The organism is Rhodovulum sp. MB263, assembly GCF_002073975.1.
In the GTDB taxonomy this organism is placed as follows: Bacteria; Pseudomonadota; Alphaproteobacteria; order Rhodobacterales; family Rhodobacteraceae; genus Rhodovulum.
On record NZ_CP020384.1, the window covers coordinates 62,238 to 84,811 of the forward strand.

A 22,574-nucleotide genomic window follows, 5' to 3' on the forward strand; every position below is an offset into this window, starting at 1 on the left:
GAGGTAATGCAATGGGGCTTTTTCTGCTTTTCCTCTCGATCCCGCTGATCGAGATCGCTCTGTTCATCCAGGTGGGCGGGCTGATCGGGCTCTGGCCGACGCTTGGCATCGTGCTGGCGACGGCCGCTGCGGGCACCTGGCTGATGCGGCAACAGGGCGCGCTGGCGCTGTCGCAGGTGCGCAGCTCGTTCAACGAATTGCGCGACCCGACCGAGCCGCTGGCCCATGGCGCGATGATCCTCTTTGCCGGGGCAATGCTGCTGACGCCGGGCTTCTTCACCGACACCATGGGGCTGTTGCTGCTGATCCCGCCGGTGCGCGCGGCGGCCTATCGCTGGCTGTCGAAACGCGTGGTCGTGCATTCGACCGGCTTCACCGCCTCTGCCGGCGCCTCTCGCGGTCCCTCTGGCGGCGCGGCCCGGCAGTCGCGTCCGGCACGCGACGACATCATCGACGGCGATTTCGAGGATCTCACGCCCCGCGACGAGCAGGACGGACAGGACGGCACATTGCCGCCCTCTGGCTGGACCCGACACTGAGGGGCAGCGAAGGACCGCATTCAGCGACAGCATTGAGCGGCCGGGGGCGACCTGCTAAGCGAAGACCCAACGCAACCTTTCGCAGGAGCATGTCATGAGCGAGACCGAGGGCAACGGCGCAGCCGCGCAGCCGCCGCAAGTTAGAATGCAGATCCTGGGCCAGTATATCCGGGACATGTCATTCGAGAATATTCTGGTCCAGAAGGGCGCCTCGGGCGAGGTCACCCCTGACGTGACGGTGCAGGTCGCGCTCGACGCCCGCAAGCGCCCGGCCGAGCATCAATACGAGATCATCACCAAGTTCACCGTTTCCTCGAAGAACAAGGCCGACCAGAGCCAGCTCTTCCTGATGGAACTCGATTATGCCGGCCTGTTCCATATCGAGAACGTGCCCGAGGACCAGCTGCATCCCTTCCTGCTGATCGAATGCCCGCGGATGCTGTTCCCCTATGTGCGCCGGATCGTCTCGGACGTGACCCGTGACGGCGGTTTCCCCTCGCTCAACCTCGAGCCGGTCGATTTCGTCGCGCTGTATCGTCAGGAAATCGCGCGCCGCGCCGCCGATCTTCAGAAGCAAGACACCCCGAGCGGCACCGCCTGAGACCGTTCAGTCGAAGCTTTTCCATAGCGCGCCGTCGCCCATCGTCTCGACAAAGGCACGATGGGCGGCGGCTTCCTCCTCGGTCAGACGCGAGGGCAGGGGCGCCGGACGCGGACGCGGGCGCCAGGCCTCGGTTTCGGTCTCGGAGCCGCCGCGCGACGCCCGGGAGCGGGTCGCCAGCATGAAATCGGGCTGCCGGCCACCGATCAGTTCCAGATAGACCTCGGCCAGGATCTCGGAATCGAGCAGGGCGCCGTGCTTGTCGCGCATGGTGTTGTCGATGCCGAAGCGGCGGCAGAGCGCGTCCAGCGTCGCGGGGGAGCCCGGAAACTTCTTGCGCGCAATGGCCAGCGTGTCGAGTGCCTGGCTCATCGGCAGCTTGGGCAGGCCGAGCCAGCCCAGTTCGGCATTCAGGAATTTCATGTCAAAGCTGGCGTTATGGATCACCAGCTTCGAATCCTGCACGAAATCCAGGAATTTCTGCCCGACCTCGGAAAAGGGCGGCTTGTCGCGCAGCGTGACCTCGCCGGGCTTTGCCGGTCGCGGGTTGGCCAGAATGTCCGGGCCGATCCCGTGCACGCCGAAGGCTTCGTCGGGCATCTCGCGACCGGGGTTGATATAGACATGGAACGTCTCGCCGGTCGGCAGATGGTTCCACAGCACGACGGCACCGATCTCGACGATCCGATCGCCGGTCTCGGGCTCGAAGCCCGTGGTTTCGGTATCGAGTACGATCTCACGCATTTGCGGTCCCCAGCTTGTCGATCAGCGCCGCGACCCCGGCCCGGGCCTGGTCGAGCGTCAGCGTCTCGATCACATGATCGGCGCGGGCGCGTTTCTCGGCATCGGGCATCTGCCGGGCCAGGATCGCGTCCAGCTGCGCCCCGGTCATGCCCGGACGCTCCAGCACCCGGGCGCGCTGAACCCCGGGCGGCGCGGTCACCACCAGAACCGCGTCGAGCCATTTCTCGGCCCCGGTCTCGAACAGAAGCGGGATGTCCAACACCAGCAGCCTCGCCTCGCGGTGCCGCGCGATGAAGGCCTGCCGGTCGGCCGCGACCAGCGGATGCACTACGGCCTCGATCCGCATCAGGGCCTCGGGCTCGCGCGCGATCCAGGCCTTCAGCGCGTCGCGGTCGACGGCGCCGTGACGGATGGCCTCGGGGCAGAGATCGCCGATGGGCTTCACCGCGGCGCCGCCCTCGGCATACAGGCCATGGACGACGGCATCGGCATCCCAGACCGGCACGCCCTTCTCGCGGAACAGCGCGGCGGTGGTCGACTTGCCCATGCCGATGGAGCCGGTCAGCCCCAGAAGACGCGGCCGGTTCATTGTCCGAGCAGCACCGCGCGGGCGGCGTCGTCGACCTCGGGCCGACGGCCAAACCAGCGCTCGAACCCGGGCGCGGCCTGATGCAGCAGCATCCCCAGCCCGTCGACCGCGACACAGCCCCGTGCCCGCGCCTCGCGCAGGAAAGGGGTCTCGAGCGGCACATAGACCAAATCACAGACCACAGCGTCGGACGAAAGCGCATCAAGCGGCACCTTGAACTCGGCCTTGCCGACCATGCCCAGCGACGTGGTGTTCACCACGGTCGCGGCACCGTCGATCATCGCCCCCGCCTGCACCCAGTCATGGATCACGATCTTGGGGCCGAACTCGGCCCGCAGCGCCTCGGCCCGCGAGCGGGTGCGGTTGGACACCCGGATCTCGCGCACGCCCTGCTCGGACAGCGCCGCGACCACGGCGCGGGCGGCGCCACCGGCCCCCAGGACGGCCGCCGGCCCCGATGTCGGATCCCAGCCCGGCGCGCCCTGGCGCAGGTTCTCGATAAACCCGATCCCGTCGGTATTGTCGGCATAGACCTTGCCGTCGGCCAGGAAGATCAGGGTATTGGCCGAGCCGATCAGCGCCGCGCGATCCGACACGGAATCGGCCAGGCTAAGAATGGCTTCCTTATGCGGGATCGTGACGTTCACGCCGACGAATCCCATCCGCGGCAGCGCCTCGAGCACCTGTTTCAGATCGGCATGGGCCACATCCATCGGCACGTAGAAACCGCGCAAGCCGTAGCGCTCCAGCCAGTGGCGGTGCAGCAGCGGTGACTTGGAATGGGCAATAGGAGAGCCGATGACGCCGGCCAGCGGGATTCTGTCACTCATGCCATCAAAACTCCTCGGGTCGTCAGGAAGGTCAGCAGCGGCAGCAGGGGCAGACCGAGAACATCGAAATAGTCGCCCTCGACGGCCGAAAACAGGCGCACGCCTTCCTCTTCAAGCTTGTAGCCTCCAACCGCATCGCGCACGGCGAGCCAGTTGCGGTCAAGATACTCGTCCAGGTAGAGATCGGAAAACGGCCGCATCGTCAGCGAGACCTTGCCGACATGGCGCCAGAGCGGGCGCATGTCGTCATAGACCACCACCGCCGACAGAAGCTGATGCTTGCCGCCGCGCAGCGTGCGAAGCTGATCGCGTGCGTCCTCGCGGGATTCCGCCTTGGCCAGCACCTTGCCGCGATGGGCCAGCACCTGATCGCAGCCGATCACCAGCGCACCCGGCTGCTTTTCGGCCACCCGCTTGGCCTTGAAGGCCGCAAGCTCCTCGGCGATGTCGTCCGGTCCGGCGCCCTCGGCCTCCATCGCGGCGCGGATCGCCTCCTCATCGACGCGCGCGGGCATCGCCTCGAAAACGAGCCCGGCCCGGGTCAGAAGTTGGCGGCGGATGGCAGAGCCGGAAGCAAGGATCACACGGTCGGACATCGGATCACGCATTCGGGGCAACCCTGTGGATAAACCCAGGTGAGACGGTTGCACGGTTTCAGGATAAGAAGCCTCTTTCATCCCCGGGTGCCGTTCATACGTGGAAATGTCAAGAATCCGGGTCCTCAAATCCACCGTGGACTGTCTTCATCACTGGCTGTGAACGAATCGTCGCAGACAGATTATTCAGAAGTTATCCACAACTCGTGAGCAGGCCAGAGAGGTAAAAAACAATTGCAGTACAACTACCTGCGTGTCGCCCCATGAAATCCTGACGAGTTATCGTCACTTTCTTCCACAAGCGTTCCTGCTGTGGATGAGATCGTGGAATATGCAGTAATCCACATCCTCCACAGGCCCTACAAAATCATCATCTTTTCTTTTCTTTTCCTATTGCTCTAGAAGAGGCGCGGTAGGCGACCAAGCGTAGCGAGGCACGGCGATGTCGGAATTTCTGGCCAACATGTATCCTTGGACCAAATCACTGCACATCATTGCGGTGCTGACCTGGATGGCGGGTCTGTTCTATCTGCCCCGGATCTTCGTCTATCACACCGAGAAGGTGACCCCGGGGCACGAGACCGATGCGTTGTTCCAGGTCATGGAGATGAAGCTCTACCGCTACATCATGAACCCTTCGATCATCGCCGTCTGGGTCTTCGGTCTGGCTCTGGTTCTGACCCCGAACATCGTCTACTGGGATACGATCTGGCCCTATACCAAGGGCGCCTGCGTGATCGCGATGACCTGGTTTCACATGTGGCTGGGCGCGCGGCGCAAGGATTTCGTGGCCGGGCGCAACACCCGGACCGGTCGCACCTTCCGCATGATGAACGAGTTGCCGACCCTCCTGATGCTGGTCATCGTCTTCTCGGTGGTGATGAAATTCTGATCCGGCTTGCGGGTCCGTGGGTGGCGAGTTGACTCACGGGCCGCACAGGACTAAGGAGCAGGCTTAACTCGGGTCGTCCGATCCGAGGCTTCCCGTATAACGTGTGCGCACTCCGTCAGCGCCGTCTTCCGCAAAGCTTTGCCATGATCCAAGAATGCCTGAACCTCGCCGATCTCAAGGCCCAGAGCCCCAAGGCCCTTCTCTCCATGGCCGAAGAGCTCGAGATCGAGAACGCGTCGGCGATGCGCAAGGGCGAGATGATGTTCTCGATCCTCAAGGAGCGCGCCGAGGACGGCTGGGAAATCTCGGGTGACGGCGTTCTCGAGGTTCTGCAGGACGGGTTCGGCTTCCTGCGCTCGCCCGAGGCCAACTATCTGCCCGGTCCGGACGACATCTACGTCTCGACCGAGATGATCCGCCAGCATGCGCTGCGCACGGGCGACACGGTCGAGGGCGTGATGCAGGCGCCGCGCGAGAACGAGCGCTATTTCGCGATCACCAAGGTCACGAAGATCAACTTCCAGGACCCCGAACAGGCCCGGCACAAGATCAACTTCGACAACCTGACGCCGCTTTATCCGGACGAGCGGCTGAAGATGGAAATCGAGGATCCGACGATCCGCGACCGTTCGGCCCGGATCATCGATCTGGTTGCGCCGATCGGGAAGGGGCAGCGTGCGCTGATCGTGGCGCCTCCGCGGACCGGTAAGACGGTCCTGTTGCAGAACATCGCCAATTCCATCGAGACCAACCACCCCGAGACCTATCTGATCGTCCTTCTGATCGACGAACGTCCCGAGGAAGTCACGGACATGCAGCGGTCCGTGAAGGGCGAGGTCATTTCCTCGACCTTCGACGAACCGGCGACGCGTCACGTGGCCGTGGCCGAAATGGTCATCGAGAAAGCCAAGCGCCTGGTCGAGCATAAGCGAGATGTTGTTATCCTGCTCGATTCGATCACCAGACTTGGTCGCGCCTACAATACTGTGGTGCCGTCTTCGGGGAAGGTGCTGACCGGTGGTGTCGACGCCAACGCGCTGCAGCGGCCGAAACGGTTCTTCGGTGCCGCCCGGAATATCGAGGAGGGCGGGTCGCTGACCATCATCGCGACCGCGCTGATCGATACAGGTTCGCGGATGGACGAGGTGATCTTCGAGGAATTCAAGGGCACGGGCAATTCCGAGATCGTGCTCGACCGCAAGGTCGCCGACAAGCGCGTTTTCCCGGCCATGGACATCCTCAAATCCGGCACCCGGAAAGAGGATCTTCTTGTCGACAAGTCGGACCTGCAGAAGACCTTCGTTCTGCGCCGGATCCTGAACCCGATGGGCACCACCGACGCCATCGAGTTCCTGATCTCGAAGCTCAAGCAGACCAAGACAAATTCCGAATTCTTCGATTCGATGAACACCTGAGGCGGCAACGCCCGGAGGTGATCCCTGGACACGATCTTCGCTCAGGCGACGGCGCGCGGAAAAGCGGGCGTCGCCGTTATCCGCATTTCCGGCCCTCGGGCCTGTTCCGCCGCGCGCGCGCTGGCGGGGTCTTTGCCTGCACCACGGCAGGCGGGTCTGCGGCGTCTCGCGGATGCCGATGGCGTGCCGCTCGATGAGGCCCTGGTTCTGTGCTTTGCCAAGGGTGCCAGTTTTACTGGCGAAGATGTCGTTGAATTTCAATGTCATGGTAGCCCGGCAACCGTCTCGGCGCTGCTCTCGGCCCTGGGGCGCATCGATGGCCTGAGGCTGGCCGAGCCCGGCGAATTCACGCGCCGCGCGCTGGAAAACGGCGTGCTCGATCTCGCGCAGGTCGAAGGGTTGGGCGATCTTCTCGAGGCGGAAACCGAAGCGCAACGGCGTCAAGCTTTGCGAGTCCTGTCAGGGGCGCTCGGGGAGAAGGTCGATCGCTGGCGCGAGGCCCTGGTCAGGGCGGCTGCGCTTCTGGAAGCGACCATCGATTTTGCCGACGAAGATGTGCCGGTCGACGTGACCCCGGAAGTGACGGGGTTGCTTGCCGAGGTTGCGGCATCCCTGCAGGCAGAGATCGATGGCGTATCGGTGGCGGAGCGTATCCGCGACGGATTCGAAGTTGCCATCGTCGGCCCGCCGAATGCTGGCAAATCCACGCTTCTGAATCACCTTGCCGGGCGCGAGGCGGCGATAACGTCGGAACATGCGGGCACGACCCGGGATGTGATCGAGGTCCGGATGGATCTTGACGGTCTTCCCGTGACCTTTCTCGATACCGCCGGTCTGCGGGACAGCACGGATGAGATCGAGACGATCGGTATCGCCCGCGCCGTTGCCCGCGCCGAAGCCGCTGATTTGCGTGTTTTTCTTCTCGACGATACCGGCAAGACTCAGGGACTGGCGCCCGGACCCGAAGATATCGTCCTGCGGGGCAAGTCGGACCTTGGCGACGGTGCCGGGCAAGGGGTATCGGGTCGTACCGGAGAGGGCGTCGCCGAGCTGGTGGCCAGGATATCCAGGACGCTGGAAGGGCGCGCCTCGCGGACTGTCACGGCTACGAGAGAACGTCATGCCGAGGCAATGCGACGGGCCGGCGGTGCTATCGCCGAGGCACAGAATCAGCTATCTCTCGGCATGGAAACGGCAGAACTGGCTGCGGAGGATTTGCGCCGTGCCGCGCGGGCTCTGGAAACCTTGCTGGGCCGTATAGATGTCGAATCTCTTCTCGACGAGATTTTTTCGCGCTTCTGTCTTGGAAAGTGAGGAGTGTTTCACGTGAAACATCGCGCTTTTGACGTTCTCGTGGTCGGTGGTGGCCATGCCGGTGCCGAGGCGGCCCATGCCGCGGCGCGTCTTGGCGCGCGGACAGCCTTGGTCACGCTGCGACGGGACGGAATCGGCGTCATGTCCTGCAACCCGGCGATTGGTGGCCTCGGTAAGGGCCATCTCGTACGCGAGGTCGATGCAATGGACGGGGTAATGGGCCGGGCTGCCGATCAGGCTGGTATCCAGTTTCGTCTGTTGAACCGCCGCAAGGGCCCCGCCGTACAGGGGCCGCGGGCACAGGCCGACCGAAAGCTCTATCGCCAGGCGGTTCAAACGGCTCTCGGCGCTGTGCCGGTTCTCGAGATAGTCGAAGGTGAGGCCGCTGATTTTCTTCAGTGCGATGGCCGCATTGCGGGGGTCGTTCTGGCTGATGGAAGCGAAGTGTCCGCCGGGGCCGTGGTTCTCACCACGGGCACTTTCCTGCGCGGTGTCATCCATATCGGGGACCGTCAGCGCCCCGGAGGCCGCATCGGTGACCTCCCATCTGTACGTCTCGCCGAGCGGATCGACGAATTCGGGCTGCCGCTGGGGCGGCTCAAGACCGGCACGCCGCCGCGACTCGACGGAAGGACGATCGACTGGGATCGCCTCGACCACCAGCCGGGTGATGACGAACCGGTGTTGTTCTCCTTCCTCTCGACCAAGGTCGAGGCGCGTCAGGTTGCCTGCGGTATTACCCATACGAATTCGCAAACCCATGATATCATTCGGGAAAATCTGTCCCGTTCCGCGATGTACGGCGGTCATATAGAAGGGGTGGGGCCCCGCTATTGCCCGTCCATCGAGGACAAGATCGTCCGATTTGCGGAAAAGGAGTCGCACCAGATATTTCTCGAGCCGGAAGGTCTCGACGATACGACCGTCTATCCTAACGGCATTTCAACCTCGCTTCCTGAAGAGGTGCAGCACGCCTATGTCCGGTCTATCAAGGGGCTGGAAAACGCGACTATCCTGCAACCGGGCTATGCTATCGAATACGACTATGTCGATCCGCGCGCGCTGCGGCCGACTCTCGAGCTGCGCGATGTGCCTGGACTGTACCTGGCCGGACAGATCAACGGCACAACGGGATATGAAGAGGCGGCTGCGCAGGGTCTGGTCGCAGGTCTGAATGCGGCACGGGCCGTGGCGGGGCAGAGGCCCGCGATCTTCAGCCGGACCAGCAGCTATATCGGTGTAATGATCGACGATCTGGTCACGCGCGGTGTCAGCGAACCCTATCGCATGTTCACCTCACGCGCCGAATTTCGTCTGTCCCTTCGGGCGGATAACGCCGACCAACGCCTGACGCCGGTCGGGATCGATATAGGCTGCGTTGGAGAGCGGCGCCGGACCTCTTTCGAGGCGAAGATGGAGCGTCTGTCAACTGGCCGTGCGCGGCTCGAGGCGCTTTCAGTGACGCCGAAACAGGTGGCCGCAGTCGGGATCAAAGTGAACGCTGATGGTACTCGCCGATCTGGTATCGATCTTCTCGCCTTCCCTGATGTCACGTTCGAAGACCTGATCCCGCTTGCACCGGAGCTTGCTGAGATTGACAGCGAAACCCGGGTTCAATTGGCGCGAGACGCGTTATATGTCAATTATATTGCCCGCCAGACACAAGATGTAGAGGCGATGCGACGGGACGAGGCACAGCTCATTCCGCACGACTTCGATTATGAAGGACTCGACGGGCTGTCGTCGGAGCTGAAAGGAAAGCTCTCCCGGGTGCGCCCGGAAACGCTGGGGCAGGCGGCACGCATCGACGGCATGACCCCGGCTGCGGCAACTCTGGTTCTCGCACGCCTGCGCCAGATGGAGCGGCGGTCGGCATGACAATTTCAATAGGAGATTTGACCGATGTTTCACGTGAAACATCGGAACGTCTGGCCAGCTATGCATCCCTTTTGCGCAAATGGACCCCTGTGATAAATCTGATATCGCGCGCCACACTGGAGGAGCTCGAAACCCGGCATTTTGCGGATTCCGCCCAGCTTTTCGATCTTGCCCCGGGGGAGCCGCGGCACTGGGTTGATCTGGGAAGCGGTGGCGGCTTTCCGGGACTTGTGATCGCAATTCTCGCCGACGAGCGGGCGCCGGATCTTCGGGTCACGCTGATTGAAAGCGACCAACGAAAGGCGACATTCCTGCGGACCGTAGCCCGGGAAATCGGCCTGGACCGGGTTGAGGTGATCGATGAGCGCCTCGAGACCGCGGATCCGCAAGGGGCGGATGTGCTTTCGGCCCGTGCCTTGGCGCCCCTTGACCGGCTTTTGGGTTTTGCAGAGCGGCATCTTGCCCCGGGTGGGGTCGCATTATTCCCGAAAGGCGCCCGTTACGCCGATGAAGTGAAGCGGGCGCTTGCATCCTGGCGGTTCGAGGTTCAAAACCATCCCAGCAAGACTGACCCGCAGGCCGTTGTTCTGAAACTCGGAGGCATCGCCCGTGTCTGACCCCACGCGCCCGAAAGGCCCGAAAATCATCGCCGTGGCAAACCAGAAGGGCGGCGTCGGCAAGACTACAACCGCGATCAACCTCGGCGCTGCCCTGGCCGAGCTTGGCAAGACGGTTCTGATTGTCGATATCGATCCTCAGGGAAATGCCTCGACGGGGCTTGGCATTGCGCCCGAAGCGCGGGTCAAGACGACATATGATCTGATCCTGGATGACGCGCCGCTGGCCGATATTGTGGTCAAGTCGCCCAAGGGGAACCTGTATATCGCGCCCTCGACCACAGATCTCAGTTCGGCCGATATCGAGATGGTCGCCAATGAGAAACGCAGCTTTTTGCTGCATGATGCGCTTCGCCAGCCGGCAATGGATGCTTATTGCTTCGATTTCGTGCTGATCGATTGCCCGCCAGCGCTGAGTTTGCTGACCATCAATGCGATGGTGGCCGCGCATTCGGTTCTTGTGCCGCTGCAAAGCGAGTTTTTCGCGCTGGAAGGTCTGTCGCAACTGATGCTCACCATCCGGGAATTGCGTCAGACCGCCAATTCGAATCTCAGGATCGAGGGGGTGGTGCTGACCATGGCTGACCGGCGCAACAACCTCTCGCAAGCCGTCGAAAACGATGCGCGGGCCTATCTGGGCGATCTGGTGTTCCGAACGGTCATCCCGCGCAACGTCCGGGTCAGCGAGGCGCCGTCCTATGCGATGCCTGTGCTCGATTATGACCCGAATTCACGCGGGGCCGAAGCCTATCGCGCACTTGCGCAGGAAATGCTCGAGCCGAAAGTGCCGGTGGGCGCCTGAGGCACTAAGGCACTGGGGGACGAAAGATGAAGCAACCTGAAAAACGCGGCCTGGGGCGTGGTCTGTCGGCGCTTATGGCCGATGTGCGTATCGAACCGGAAGCCGAGCGGGGCGAGGCGCCGCGCAGCAAGGCCGATTTGATGATTGCGCTGGATCTGCTTGAGCCCAATCCCGATCAGCCGCGGCGACAATTTTCGGAAGAGGCGCTGAAGGAGCTTTCAGACTCGATCCGCGAGAAGGGCGTGATCCAGCCTCTGATTGTCCGGCCCAGCAAGCGTAGCGATGGGCATTTCGAGATCGTCGCTGGCGAACGTCGCTGGCGCGCCTCGCAACTGGCTCAGCAGCATGAGGTTCCGGTGATCGTCCGTGAGCTGGACGATACCGAAGTTCTGGAAATCGCGATTATCGAGAACATCCAGCGCGCCGATCTGAACGCGCTGGAAGAGGCGATGGGCTACCGCCAGTTGATGGATCGCTTCGGCCACACACAAGATAAGGTCGCCGAAGCGCTGGGTAAAAGTCGCAGCCATATCGCCAATCTGCTGCGTCTGCTGCAATTGCCGGACGAGGTGCAGGGCTATCTGCGTGAAGGGCGGCTGAGCGCGGGCCATGCCCGGGCGTTGATCACAACCGAAGATCCGGCGAAGCTGGCGCGGCAGGTCATCAAGGGCCAACTGTCGGTGCGTGCGACCGAGAAGCTGGCCAAGTCAGGCTCTGCGCCGAAAACGCGCCGTCCGCCGCCGCCGCTGGCCAAGGACGCCGATACCCGCGCCCTCGAGCAGGACCTGGCGGCCAATCTGGGGGTGGGCGTCTCGATCGAACACCGCGCCGACGGATCGGGTGATCTTGTCCTGTCGTATGCGTCGCTTGAAGAACTCGACAGGCTTTGTGCCGCTTTGAGCGGGCCGTCGGGCAGCCTGGACTGAGACTCAATCGGGTAGCAGTGCGCGGATCACCGCATTCAGCACTGCTCGGCCCGCCGATGTGGCCCGCAGGAAACCGTGATCGACCACGATCAGGCCGAGTTCAGACAATTCCTTGATTTTATTGAAATTTAGTGGCGCGCCTGCCATTCTTTCCTGCCGCGACAGTGACAGACCGCGGGCAAGACGCAGGCCCATCATCAGATATTCCGCAGCCTGATCTGCAGGCAAAACCGCGGCTCGGGACAGCTCGCCGGTGCCAGTGCGTTCGACGCGTTCGAGCCAGGCGGTGGGGGCGAGCGGAGTTTCGGTGGCCTGGCGCCGACCGGAAAGCGTCAGGCGGCCATGTGCCCCCGGTCCGATCCCGGCATAATCGCCGGCCTGCCAATAGATCAGGTTATGTCGCGACTCGGCGCCGGGCCGGGCATGGTTCGAGACCTCATAGGCGGGCAGTCCGGCGGCGTCGCATCTCTCTTGCGTCAATTCGTAGAGATCTGCGCCGAGATCCTCGTCGGGCAACCCTTTCAGCCCGCCGCGTGCCAGCCGGTCGCCAAAGGCGGTGCCGGCCTCGACGGTGAGCTGGTAAAGCGAAAGGTGATCGACCGCCATCGCCAGAGCCTCGTCGAGTTCCGCGCGCCAGGCCGCGAGGCTTTGGGCTTGCCGGGCATAGATCAGATCGAAGCTGACCCGCGGAAAGCGGGTCCGGGCGATGTCGAAGGCGGCGCGGGCCTCGGCCACGCTGTGCGTGCGCCCGAGCCGCCTGAGATCGGCATCGTTCAGCGCCTGGACGCCAAGCGAGACCCGGTTGACGCCGGCTTCGGCAAATCCCGTGAAACGTCCGGCCTCGACCGAGGTCGGATTGGCCTCGAGCGTCACCTCGATGTCATTTGCGGGCGTCCAGACCGACCGGGCGGTCTCGAGAATGGCGCCGACCAGCTCGGGCGGCATCAGGCTGGGCGTGCCGCCGCCGAAAAAGACGGTGTTCAGGACACGCGGGCCGGTTTCGGCGCCGAGGCGGCTGATTTCCGAAATATAGGCGTTCTGCCAGCGTTTCGTGTCTATCTCGGCCGAAACATGGCTGTTGAAGTCGCAATAGGGGCATTTCGACAGGCAGAACGGCCAGTGGACGTACAGCCCGAACCCGCCCTCCTGCCAGTCTTCAGCGGTCAAACAGGCTCACCAGTTTCTCGAAGGCGCGGGCGCGGTGGCTGATCCGGTTCTTTTCCCAGCGGTCCATTTCGCCGAAGGTGATGTCATGGCCGTCGGGCTGAAAGATCGGGTCGAAGCCATGGCCCTGATCGCCGCGCATCGGCCAGACGATGCGCCCGGGCATGCGGCCCTCGAACACCTCGTCATGACCATCGGGCCAGGCCAGCACGAAGGTACAGCAGAATTGCGCGCTCCGGGGCTCGGGGGCATTCGCCTCCTCGAGCCTGGTCCAGACCTTTTCCATCGCCATCGGGAAGTCGCGTCCAGAGCCTGTCTCGGCCCAATCGGCGGTATAGACGCCCGGCGCGCCCCCGAGCGCGTCGACCGCAAGCCCGCTATCGTCGGCCAGGGCAGGAAGCCCGGTGGCCTTCGCCGCGGCATGGGCCTTGATCCGGGCATTGCCGACGAATGTATCCTCGGTCTCGTCCGGTTCAGGCAGGTCATGTTCGGCCGCGCCGGTGACGGAAATGCCGAAAGGCTTCAGCAGGTCCGCGATCTCTTCGAGCTTGCCGCTGTTATGGGTCGCCACCAGCAGCGTCTTTCCGTCAAACCGGCGCATTGGTTCAGCCTCCGATCGCGGCTTTCTGGGCGGCGACAAGCTCGGCCACACCCTTTTCGGCCAGATCGAGCAGCGCATTCATCTGCGCGCGGGTATAGGTCGAGCCCTCGGCCGACATCTGCACCTCGATCAGCTTGCCGGAGCCGGTCATCACGAAATTGCCGTCGACGCCGGCCTCGCTGTCTTCGGGATAGTCCAGATCCAGTACCGGCTGGCCGGCATAGATCCCGCAGGAGACGGCCGCGACCGGATCGATCAGCGGGTCCGAGATCACCTCGCCGGTCTTCATCAGCTTGTTCACGGCCAGCCGCAGCGCGACCCAGCCGCCGGTGATCGAGGCGCAGCGGGTGCCACCATCGGCCTGGATCACGTCGCAGTCGATGGTGATCTGGCGTTCGCCAAGCGCCACGCGGTCGACGCCCGCGCGCAGGCTGCGGCCGATCAGGCGCTGGATCTCTACGGTACGGCCGCCCTGCTTGCCCTGGGCCGCCTCGCGGCGCATCCGCGTGGTCGTGGCCCGCGGCAGCATCCCGTATTCGGCGGTGACCCAGCCGAGGCCCGAATTCTTCAGGAAGGGCGGCACCCGCTCTTCCAGCGTCGCGGTGCAAAGCACATGGGTATCGCCCATGCGGATCAGGCACGAGCCTTCGGCATGCTTGGTCACGCCGGTCTCGATTGAAACCGGGCGAAGTTCGCTTACATCACGACGGGATGGGCGCATCGGACTGTCCTTTTATTGGTTTTGAAGCTTTGCTCCCATGAGCCGGACGCCGATGCAACCCCGATTGATGGTCCTGTTGACGGGCCCGATTGACGAGATCGGGATCTTCCCTTTAATGGCACCGCTTCGACGGAGGCGCGGCAGGTGAGCACCCAAGGCATTCTCGAAGAGATGAACGATCGCTCGCGCGAGGTGTTTCGCCGCGTGGTCGAGGGCTATCTCGAATCCGGCGACCCGGTGGGGTCGCGCACGCTGACCCGGACGATGAGCGAGAAGGTCAGCGCCGCCACCATCCGCAACGTGATGCAGGATCTCGAGTTTCTCGGTCTGCTGAACAGTCCGCATGTCTCGGCCGGGCGGGTCCCGACGCAGCTCGGGCTCAGGATGTTCGTCGACGGGCTTCTGGAGGTCCGCGACCTCAGGGAGGAGGATCGCGAGAAGATCGACGCGACGCTCGGGGCGAACACCTCCGATGTGGGTGCGCTTCTCGACCGGGTGGGGGCCGCGCTGTCAGGGGCGACCCATGGCGCCAGCCTGGTTCTCGCGCCCAAGCACGAGGCGCCGATCAGGCATATCGAATTCGTGAGCCTCGGCGCTGACCGGGCGCTGACGGTTCTGGTCTTTGCCGACGGTCATGTCGAGAACCGACTTTTCCAGCCATCGCCGGGGCAGACGCCCTCCTCTATGCGCGAGGCTGCCAATTTCCTCAACGCGCTGGCCGAAGGACGGACGCTGAGCGAGTTGCGCGACACGATGAAGGTCGAGATCGCGCGGCGCCGGCAGGAGCTTGACGATCTGGCCCGGGTCATGGTCGAGGCCGGGCTCGCGGTGTGGGAGAACGATGGCCATGATCAGGCGCGGTTGATCGTGCGCGGCCGGGCCAATCTTCTGTCCGATCCGGCAGAGGCCGCCGATCTCGACCGGATCCGGAGCCTGTTCGACGATCTGGAACGCAAGCGCGACATCGCCGAGTTTCTCGAGCTGGCCGAGGAGGGCGAGGGCGTGCGCATCTTCATCGGCTCCGAGAACAAGCTTTTTTCACTTTCGGGTTCCTCTTTGGTGGTCTCTCCATATATGAACGCTGACCGGAAGATCATTGGCGCCGTGGGGGTGATCGGGCCGACCCGGCTGAACTACGGACGGATCGTACCGATCGTGGATTACACCGCCCAGCTGGTGGGCAAGCTGATCGCCGACCGCGGCAAGGGATGAAAGATGGCAGAACCTGAAAAGACCGAACTCGACGACGTAGAGACCGAGACCGCAGCCGAAATCGACCCCCCCGAGCTCACTGCCGAGGAAATCGAGGCTTTGAAGGCCGAACGGGACGAGCTCCGCGACCGGTTCATGCGGGCGCTGGCCGATGCCGAGAATGCGCGCAAACGGGCCGACCGCGACCGCCGCGAGGCCGAGAATTACGGCGGCTCGAAACTCGCCCGCGACATGCTGCCGGTCTATGACAACCTTTCCCGCGCGCTCGAGGTCGTCACCGACGAACAACGCGAGGCGAATGCGGCGCTGCTCGAAGGGGTCGAGCTGACCCTGCGCGAGCTTCTGAACGTCTTTGCCAAGCATGGCATCGAACGGGTGGCCCCCGAGGCGGGCGACAAATTCGATCCGCAGCTGCATCAGGCGATGTTCGAGGCTCCGGTCCCCGAGACCAAGGCCGGCGACATCATCCAGGTGATGGCCGTCGGCTTCATGCTGCATGACAGGTTGCTGCGTCCGGCACAGGTCGGTGTGTCCTCGACACCCGCCTCCTGAGAGCGGACCGTTTCACGGGAAACGCCCGACCCACCGGTCGGGCGTTCTTGTTTGCAAAAGGCTCTATTCCGGCCCGGCCAGCGCTTTCAGCTCGTAGATCAGGTCCAGCGCCTCGCGCGGGCTCAACTCGTCGGGATGGATCGCCGACAGCCGGTTTGCCAGAGGCGAGGGACCTGCGGGCGCGGGCTTCGGCGGTTGCGGGATCGCCGCGGCCGAGAACAGCGGCAGATCGTCGATCAGCGCAGAGGGCGTCCGCCCGCCCTCGCGTTCGCCCCGTTCCAGCGCGTCAAGCACCACCCGGGCGCGCTCGACGACGCTGTCGGGCAGGCCCGCCAGCCGCGCCACCTGCACCCCGTAGGACCGGTCCGCCGCGCCCTTGCGCACCTCGTGCAGGAAGATCACGTCGCCTTCCCATTCCTTCACCGCAACTGTGGCGTTCTCGACGCCCGAGAGCTTTTGCGTCAGCGCCGTCATCTCGTGGTAATGGGTGGCAAAGAGCGCGCGGCAGCGGTTCGCGTCATGCAGATGCTCGAGCGTCGCCCAGGCGATGGACAGCCCGTCATAGGTGGCGGTGCCGCGTCCGATCTCGTCGAGGATCACCAGCGCCCGGTCGTCGGCCTGATTGAGGATCGCGGCGGTCTCGACCATCTCGACCATGAAGGTCGAGCGTCCGCGCGCCAGATCGTCCGCGGCGCCGACCCGGCTGAAAAGCTGCGACACCAATCCGATATGGGCCGAGGCGGCGGGCACGAAGCTGCCCGCCTGTGCCAGCAGCGCGATCAGCGCATTCTGCCGCAGGAAGGTCGATTTGCCCGACATGTTGGGCCCGGTCAGAAGCCAGATCGCGGCGCCGCTTTCGGCCTGGGCCAGATCGCAGTCATTGGCGATGAAAGGGGCGCCGCCCTGACGCCTCAGCGCGCGTTCCACCACCGGGTGACGTCCGCCCGCCACGTCAAAGGCGCGGCTGTCATCGACCAGCGGCTCGCACCAGTCCTCGCCCCGGGCCAGATCGGCAAGCCCGGTCGCAAGGTCGATCTCGGCCAGGGCCGAAGCGGCCTGACCGACCGGGCCCGCGCAGTCAAGAATGGCGCCTTTCAGGCTGTCATAGAGCCGTTTTTCGATCTCCAGCGCCCGGTTCCCGGCATTCAGGATGCGGGTTTCCAGTTCCGACAGCTCGACCGTGGTGAAGCGCAGCGCATTGGCCGTGGTCTGGCGGTGGATGAAGGTATCCGACAGCGGCGGCGACAGCATCCGTTCGGCATGGGTGGCGGTGACCTCGATGAAATAGCCCAGCACGTTGTTGTGCTTGATCTTCAGTGAGGAAATCCCGGTTTCTTCGGCAAAGCCCGCCTGCATCCGCGCGATCACGCCACGGCCCTCGTCGCGCAGCGTGCGTGCCTCGTCCAGCCCGGTATCGAAGCCCGTGGCGATGAAACCGCCATCGCGGACCAACAGCGGCGGTTCGGCCACCAGAGCCCGGTCGAGCAGATCGCAAAGCGTGTCATGCCCGGTCAGCGCCGCCCGCGCATCGCTTAGCGTTTGCGGCAGCCCGTCGTCCAGAAGCCCGGCCACGTCCGCGGCCTGGGTCAGCCCGTTGCGGATCGCCGCCAGATCCCGCGGCCCGCCCCGGTCGAGCCCCAGCCGCGACAGCGCCCGGTCGATATCGGGGCATTTCCGCAGGCTGTCGCGCAGGGCGGCGCAAAGCCCGGCATCCTCGACCAGCGCCCGGACCGCCGCGAGCCGGGCATGGATCGTCGGCAGATCGCGCGAGGGGCTGGAGATCCGCCGTTCCAGCAACCGCGCGCCTGCGGCGGTGACGCTGCGGTCGATGGCCGCCAGCAGGCTGCCCTCGCGGCCGCCGGACAGGCTGGCGGTCAGTTCCAGATTGCGCCGGGTCGCGGCGTCGATCTGCATGGTGCCGCCCATCGCCTCGCGCACCGGCGGGCGCAGGAGCGGCAGCTTGCCCTTCTGGGTGATCTCCAGATAGTCGACCAGCGCCCCCATCGCCGACAGCTCGGCGCGCGAGAAGGTGCCGAAGCCCTCGAGCGTGCCCACCGAGAACAGCCCGGTCAGACGGGTTTCGGCCGAGCTGCTGTCGAAACTCGCGCGCGAGAGCGGCGTGACCGAGGCGCCGGATTCAGAGACTATCTCGGCCCAATCGCGTTCTGTTGCCTCGTTCAGAAGCACTTCGCGCGGGGCCAGACGTGCGAGTTCGGCGCCCAGCCGCACGCCCGGGCAGCCCATGGTGCGAAAGGCGCCGGTCGAGATGTCGACCCAGGCCAGCGCGGCCTCGCCCCTGACCTCGGCGAAGGCGGCAAGGAAGTTGTGGCGCCGCGCCTCCAGCAGCGTTTCCTCGGTCAGCGTGCCCGGCGTGACCAGCCTGACCACGTCGCGCTTCACGACCGATTTCGAGCCGCGCTTCTTGGCCTCGGCCGGGTCTTCCATCTGTTCGCAGACCGCGACCCGGAACCCCTTGCGGATCAGCGTCAGCAGATAGCTTTCAGCGGCATGGACGGGCACGCCGCACATCGGGATGTCTTCGCCCAGATGCTTGCCGCGCTTTGTCAGCGCGATGTCCAGCGCCTGGGCCGCGGCCACGGCATCATCGAAGAACATCTCGTAGAAATCGCCCATCCGATAGAACAGCAGCGCGCCCGGATGGGCGCGCTTGATTTCCAGATATTGCGCCATCATCGGCGTCACGGTGTTGGGCGTATCGCTCACCCGATCTCTCCCTCGGCTGACCTGCTGCACCCTAGAGAACGTCACAACCGAGGAAAAGAGCGATTGGTCGCGCCATCGCCCGGAAGGAGCGAGCCAGTTCCATATTGTGACAGGTCTGTCAGTCCGTTAGGTACATGCGGTCTCAGCGAGACGATGAATTTGGTACCGGTATGCTATTGAATCGAAAGCCCCTTATCCTGCGGGACAAACCGCAAGTCGCACGCGGCAACAAGCGCGCGCTGTTTCTCATCGACGGCTATCCCGATGTCGTGGTCAAGGTGGTTCTGCCCCGCGAGGGCGGCACCAACATGACCTGGTACAAACGCTTGCTGCGCCGCTTTTTGCCCTCGACCAACTATCGCTTTCTGTTTCGCGAATACAAATGCTACCTGGCGGCCAAACTGGCGCAGGCCGGCCAGTCCGGCGCTCTGCCGATCGTCGAGCTGCGGGGTCTGGTGCAGACCGATCTGGGCCCGGGGATGATCGCGGAACGGATCACGGATGGGAAAGGAAACCTGGGCACCAGCCTGCGCGAGATGATCCTGCGCAACGAGTTCCAGGAGCACCATCTGGAGTTGTTGAACGATTTCGTGCGGCGGATCTTTGCGTGGCGCGTTCGCGCGAATGACCTGAGCCCGAGCAATATTCTTTTTGGTCAGAGGGCCGGGGTTCCCCAATTCGTGCTTGTTGACGGCCTCGGGGACAGTCATCTAATTCCGTTACGAACCTGGTCCAGCCACCTCAACGAGCGAAGCCTGTGCAAACGCTTTGAGGATACGAGCCGCGTGACCGGATTGACCTGGGATGCGAAAGACCGCGTTTTCGGCCTTCCGCGCCGTTAGATAAGGATCTGCGCCTTGAGCAAGACGACCCGCCCGACCCCCGAAGAGGCGCTGAGTTATCATATCGATCCCGTGCCGGGGAAATACGAGATCGTGGCGACCAAGCCCATGACCACCCAGCGCGACCTCAGCCTGGCCTACAGCCCGGGCGTGGCGGTGCCGGTTCAGGCCATCGCCGATGCGCCCGAGACCGCCTATGACTACACATGCAAGGGCAACATGGTCGCCGTCATCTCGAACGGCACCGCGATCCTCGGCATGGGCAATCTGGGCGCGCTGGCCTCGAAGCCGGTGATGGAGGGCAAGTCGGTCCTGTTCAAGCGCTTTGCCGATGTGAACGCGGTCGATATCGAGCTGGATACCGAGGACCCCGAAGAGATCATCCGGGCGGTGCGGCTGATGGGGCCGACCTTCGGCGGCATCAACCTCGAGGACATCAAGGCGCCCGAGTGCTTCATCATCGAGCAGCGGCTCAAGGAAGAGATGGACATTCCGGTCTTCCATGACGACCAGCACGGCACCGCGGTGATCTGCGCAGCGGGGCTGATCAACGCGCTGCACCTGTCGGGCAAGAAGATCGAGGAATGCCGGATCGTGCTGAACGGCGCCGGTGCGGCCGGGATCGCCTGCCTGGAACTGGTCAAGTCGATGGGGGCGAAGCATGACAACTGCATCGCCTGCGATACCAAGGGTGTGATCTATCAGGGCCGCACCGAGGGCATGAACCAGTGGAAATCGGCCCATGCCGCCCATACCGATGCCCGCACGCTGGAAGAGGCGATGGTGGGCGCCGACGTGTTCCTGGGCGTCAGCGCAAAGGGCGCGGTGACGCCCGGGATGGTGGCCTCGATGGCCGAGAATCCGGTCATCTTCGCGATGGCGAATCCCGATCCCGAGATCACGCCCGAAGAGGCGCAGGAGGTCAGGCCCGATGCCATCGTCGCGACCGGCCGGTCGGACTATCCGAACCAGGTCAACAACGTGCTGGGCTTTCCCTATCTCTTCCGCGGCGCGCTAGACATCCATGCCCGGGCGATCAATGACGAGATGAAGATCGCCTGCGCCGAGGCGCTGGCCGCACTTGCGCGCGAGGATGTGCCTGACGAGGTCGCCATGGCCTATGGCAAGAAACTGACCTTCGGGCGCGATTACATCATTCCGACGCCTTTCGATCCGCGTCTGATCTATACCATTCCGCCGGCGGTGGCGCGCGCGGGGATGGATACCGGCGTGGCGCGGCGGCCCATCGTCGACATGGACGAGTACGAACAGCGGCTGAAGGCGCGGATGGATCCCACCGCCTCGATCCTGTCGGGGATCGCGGCGCGCGCCAAGGCCGCACAGGCGCGCATGATCTTTGCCGAGGGCGATGACGAGAGGGTGCTGCGCGCCGCGGTCGGCTATCACCGTGCGGGCTATGGCCAGGCCATCGTCGTCGGCCGCGAGGCCGAGGTGAGGGAAAAGCTCGAACAGGCCGGTCTGGGCGATGCCTATCGCGAGATCGAGGTGGTCAATGCCGCCAATACCCGCCATCTCGAGTCCTATCGCGCGTTCCTCTATCAACGGCTGCAGCGCAAGGGCTTCGACACCCATGACATCAACCGGCTTGCCGCGCGCGACCGGCATGTGTTCTCGGCGCTGATGCTGGCGCATGGCCATGGCGATGCGCTGGTGACCGGCGCGACGCGGAAATCGGCCCATGTGCTGGAGCTGATCAACCACGTCTTCGACGCCCGCGCCCAGGACGGGGCGGTCGGCGTCACCGCGCTTCTTCACAAGGGCAAGATCGTCTTCATCGCCGATACGCTGGTGCATGAATGGCCCGAGGAAGAGGATCTGGCCAATATCGCGGTCCATGCGGCCGAAGTGGCGCGTGGCCTCGGCATCGAGCCGCGCGTGGCCTTCCTCAGCTTCTCGACCTTCGGCTATCCGGTCAGCGAGCGGGCGACCAAGATGCATCGTGCCTCCGAGGTGCTGGCCAAACGCGGTGTCGATTTCGAATTCGACGGCGAGATGACGGTCGATGTGGCACTGAACCCGACCGCGATGGCGCGCTATCCGTTCTGTCGCCTGTCGGGGCCTGCCAATGTGCTGGTGGTGCCGGCCCGGCATTCGGCCTCGATTTCGGTCAAGCTGATGCAGGAAATGGCAGGGGCCACGGTGATCGGTCCGATCCTCGCAGGTGTCGAGAAGCCGATCCAGATCTGCTCCACGGTCTCGACGGTCAACGACATCCTGAACATGGCCCTGCTGGCCGCCTGCGAGGTCGGCTGAGCCGTCAGGACCCTGAAAAGGCTGCCGCGTCGCCCCAGAGGGCTTTGACCCGGGCGTCGCGGCCGCAGGCCTTGCGGTAAAGCTTGTAGGCCTCGGCCTTCGATTTCGGTCCAAACCGGGTCAGGATCAGGCCGGTCTGCCGGTAGTAGTCCTGGTGATAGGCCTCGGCCTCGTAGAACGGCCCGGCCTCTAGGACCGGGGTCACGATCTCCTGCGACAGGGCGCTCCGGGCCTCGGCCTTTGCAACCTCTGCCGCCTCTCTTTCGGCCGGATCAGAGACGAAAATGGCCGTGCGATAGCTGTCTCCGCGGTCGCAGAACTGCCCGCCCGGATCGGTCGGATCGACAGACCGGAAGAACAGCGACAGGAGTTCGGGATAGCTGACCCGCTCCGGATCATAGGTGATGCGGACCGCCTCGTAATGACCGGTGCCGCCATGCGAGACATCGCGATAGGTGGGGTTTTCCAGGGTGCCGCCGGTATAGCCCGAGACCACCCCGCTCACGCCCGGAACGCTTTCGAAATCGGCCTCGACGCACCAGAAGCAGCCGCCCGCGAAGATCGCGGTTTCGGGCTCTGTGGCCTGTGCCCTGCCGCCCTTGACCATGTAGCCGAGCACGAGCGCGAGCATCAGCAGAACCGGTTTCATCGCCTTGAGGGACATCGCCATGGCCTGTCGTCCTTTTCCGTCTCGGGGCGGAGGATAGGCATCCGGAGATCGGCCGTGAAACCCACAAGCGC

General features: G+C 64.1%; 22 protein-coding genes. 13 read left to right on the forward strand and 9 right to left on the reverse strand.

What is annotated here, in order from left to right:
* Positions 1-11 precede the first annotated feature (11 nt).
* Both B5V46_RS00365 and secB read left to right on the forward strand, forming a co-directional pair.
* A complete protein-coding gene (locus B5V46_RS00365) occupies positions 12-539 on the forward strand; it encodes an FxsA family protein (protein WP_080614751.1) in 528 nt (175 codons plus the stop codon).
* Positions 540-633: 94 nt separating this feature from the next.
* Positions 634-1,140 (forward strand): protein-export chaperone SecB, encoded by a 507-nt coding sequence (gene secB / locus B5V46_RS00370; RefSeq protein WP_080614752.1) that lies wholly within the window; start codon positions 634-636, stop codon positions 1,138-1,140.
* Between the two features lie 6 nt (positions 1,141-1,146).
* Here the strand turns inward: secB and dnaQ are convergent, their stop codons facing one another.
* Genes dnaQ through B5V46_RS00390 form a run of 4 tightly spaced genes read right to left on the reverse strand, consistent with a single transcriptional unit; the run spans position 1,147 to position 3,899 of the window.
* Positions 1,147-1,884 carry a DNA polymerase III subunit epsilon gene (gene dnaQ, locus B5V46_RS00375; protein WP_080614753.1) on the reverse strand — a complete coding sequence of 246 codons (738 nt, stop codon included), beginning with the start codon at positions 1,882-1,884 and terminating at the stop codon, positions 1,147-1,149.
* Positions 1,877-2,473, reverse strand: coding sequence for a dephospho-CoA kinase (coaE, locus tag B5V46_RS00380; RefSeq protein WP_080614754.1), 597 nt, complete (start codon positions 2,471-2,473; stop codon positions 1,877-1,879). The genes dnaQ and coaE overlap by 8 nt, the downstream gene beginning before the upstream one ends.
* The gene (locus B5V46_RS00385) at positions 2,470-3,303 is read right to left on the reverse strand and encodes a shikimate dehydrogenase (RefSeq protein WP_080614755.1); all 834 of its coding nucleotides are present in this window, start codon (positions 3,301-3,303) and stop codon (positions 2,470-2,472) included. The genes coaE and B5V46_RS00385 overlap by 4 nt, the downstream gene beginning before the upstream one ends.
* Positions 3,300-3,899 carry a nucleoside triphosphate pyrophosphatase gene (locus tag B5V46_RS00390; RefSeq protein WP_080617881.1) on the reverse strand — a complete coding sequence of 200 codons (600 nt, stop codon included), beginning with the start codon at positions 3,897-3,899 and terminating at the stop codon, positions 3,300-3,302. Before B5V46_RS00390 ends, B5V46_RS00385 begins: the two co-directional genes overlap by 4 nt.
* A 442-nt stretch (positions 3,900-4,341) precedes the next feature.
* Here B5V46_RS00390 and B5V46_RS00395 point away from each other — a divergent pair, with 442 nt between their 5' ends.
* From B5V46_RS00395 to B5V46_RS00425, 7 genes are all read left to right on the forward strand, one after another.
* The gene (locus B5V46_RS00395) at positions 4,342-4,791 is read left to right on the forward strand and encodes a CopD family protein (protein WP_080614756.1); all 450 of its coding nucleotides are present in this window, start codon (positions 4,342-4,344) and stop codon (positions 4,789-4,791) included.
* 146 nt (positions 4,792-4,937) lie between these two features.
* The gene (gene rho, locus B5V46_RS00400; protein WP_196774381.1) at positions 4,938-6,206 is read left to right on the forward strand and encodes a transcription termination factor Rho; all 1,269 of its coding nucleotides are present in this window, start codon (positions 4,938-4,940) and stop codon (positions 6,204-6,206) included.
* Between the two features lie 24 nt (positions 6,207-6,230).
* The gene (mnmE, locus tag B5V46_RS00405; protein WP_080614758.1) at positions 6,231-7,520 is read left to right on the forward strand and encodes a tRNA uridine-5-carboxymethylaminomethyl(34) synthesis GTPase MnmE; all 1,290 of its coding nucleotides are present in this window, start codon (positions 6,231-6,233) and stop codon (positions 7,518-7,520) included.
* A gap of 3 nt (positions 7,521-7,523) precedes the next feature.
* A complete protein-coding gene (gene mnmG / locus B5V46_RS00410) occupies positions 7,524-9,398 on the forward strand; it encodes a tRNA uridine-5-carboxymethylaminomethyl(34) synthesis enzyme MnmG (RefSeq protein WP_080614759.1) in 1,875 nt (624 codons plus the stop codon).
* Positions 9,395-10,015: a 16S rRNA (guanine(527)-N(7))-methyltransferase RsmG gene (gene rsmG, locus B5V46_RS00415; RefSeq protein WP_080614760.1), complete on the forward strand. Its 621-nt coding sequence runs from the start codon at positions 9,395-9,397 to the stop codon at positions 10,013-10,015. Before mnmG ends, rsmG begins: the two co-directional genes overlap by 4 nt.
* The gene (locus B5V46_RS00420) at positions 10,008-10,817 is read left to right on the forward strand and encodes a ParA family protein (RefSeq protein WP_080614761.1); all 810 of its coding nucleotides are present in this window, start codon (positions 10,008-10,010) and stop codon (positions 10,815-10,817) included. The genes rsmG and B5V46_RS00420 overlap by 8 nt, the downstream gene beginning before the upstream one ends.
* Positions 10,818-10,843: 26 nt before the next feature.
* Positions 10,844-11,743, forward strand: coding sequence for a ParB/RepB/Spo0J family partition protein (locus tag B5V46_RS00425; protein WP_080614762.1), 900 nt, complete (start codon positions 10,844-10,846; stop codon positions 11,741-11,743).
* 3 nt (positions 11,744-11,746) lie between these two features.
* Here the strand turns inward: B5V46_RS00425 and hemW are convergent, their stop codons facing one another.
* The 3 genes from hemW to rph are packed head-to-tail and all read right to left on the reverse strand — an operon-like array spanning position 11,747 to position 14,229.
* Positions 11,747-12,910: a radical SAM family heme chaperone HemW gene (gene hemW / locus B5V46_RS00430; protein ID WP_080614763.1), complete on the reverse strand. Its 1,164-nt coding sequence runs from the start codon at positions 12,908-12,910 to the stop codon at positions 11,747-11,749.
* On the reverse strand, positions 12,900-13,508 hold the full coding sequence (gene rdgB, locus B5V46_RS00435) for an RdgB/HAM1 family non-canonical purine NTP pyrophosphatase (protein WP_080614764.1): 609 nt from the start codon (positions 13,506-13,508) through the stop codon (positions 12,900-12,902). The genes hemW and rdgB overlap by 11 nt, the downstream gene beginning before the upstream one ends.
* Before the next feature lie 4 nt (positions 13,509-13,512).
* Positions 13,513-14,229 (reverse strand): ribonuclease PH, encoded by a 717-nt coding sequence (rph, locus tag B5V46_RS00440; protein WP_080614765.1) that lies wholly within the window; start codon positions 14,227-14,229, stop codon positions 13,513-13,515.
* Between the two features lie 171 nt (positions 14,230-14,400).
* Between rph and hrcA the strand changes: the two genes are divergently transcribed.
* Together hrcA and B5V46_RS00450 are read left to right on the forward strand one after the other, a co-directional pair.
* The gene (hrcA, locus tag B5V46_RS00445; RefSeq protein WP_231119324.1) at positions 14,401-15,441 is read left to right on the forward strand and encodes a heat-inducible transcriptional repressor HrcA; all 1,041 of its coding nucleotides are present in this window, start codon (positions 14,401-14,403) and stop codon (positions 15,439-15,441) included.
* 3 nt (positions 15,442-15,444) lie between these two features.
* Positions 15,445-15,993 (forward strand): nucleotide exchange factor GrpE, encoded by a 549-nt coding sequence (locus B5V46_RS00450; RefSeq protein WP_080614766.1) that lies wholly within the window; start codon positions 15,445-15,447, stop codon positions 15,991-15,993.
* Between the two features lie 63 nt (positions 15,994-16,056).
* Here the strand turns inward: B5V46_RS00450 and mutS are convergent, their stop codons facing one another.
* Positions 16,057-18,687, reverse strand: coding sequence for a DNA mismatch repair protein MutS (mutS, locus tag B5V46_RS00455; RefSeq protein WP_080617883.1), 2,631 nt, complete (start codon positions 18,685-18,687; stop codon positions 16,057-16,059).
* A 200-nt stretch (positions 18,688-18,887) separates the two neighbouring features.
* Here mutS and B5V46_RS00460 point away from each other — a divergent pair, with 200 nt between their 5' ends.
* A complete protein-coding gene (locus tag B5V46_RS00460; protein ID WP_196774299.1) occupies positions 18,888-19,559 on the forward strand; it encodes a YrbL family protein in 672 nt (223 codons plus the stop codon).
* A 15-nt stretch (positions 19,560-19,574) separates the two neighbouring features.
* Complete coding sequence (locus tag B5V46_RS00465; protein ID WP_080614768.1) at positions 19,575-21,833, forward strand: NADP-dependent malic enzyme; 2,259 nt, start codon at positions 19,575-19,577, stop codon at positions 21,831-21,833.
* 4 nt (positions 21,834-21,837) lie between these two features.
* On the opposite strand, the gene msrA is transcribed toward B5V46_RS00465, so the two are convergent.
* The gene (gene msrA / locus B5V46_RS00470) at positions 21,838-22,464 is read right to left on the reverse strand and encodes a peptide-methionine (S)-S-oxide reductase MsrA (protein WP_369822848.1); all 627 of its coding nucleotides are present in this window, start codon (positions 22,462-22,464) and stop codon (positions 21,838-21,840) included.
* Between the last annotated feature and the right edge of the window lie 110 nt (positions 22,465-22,574).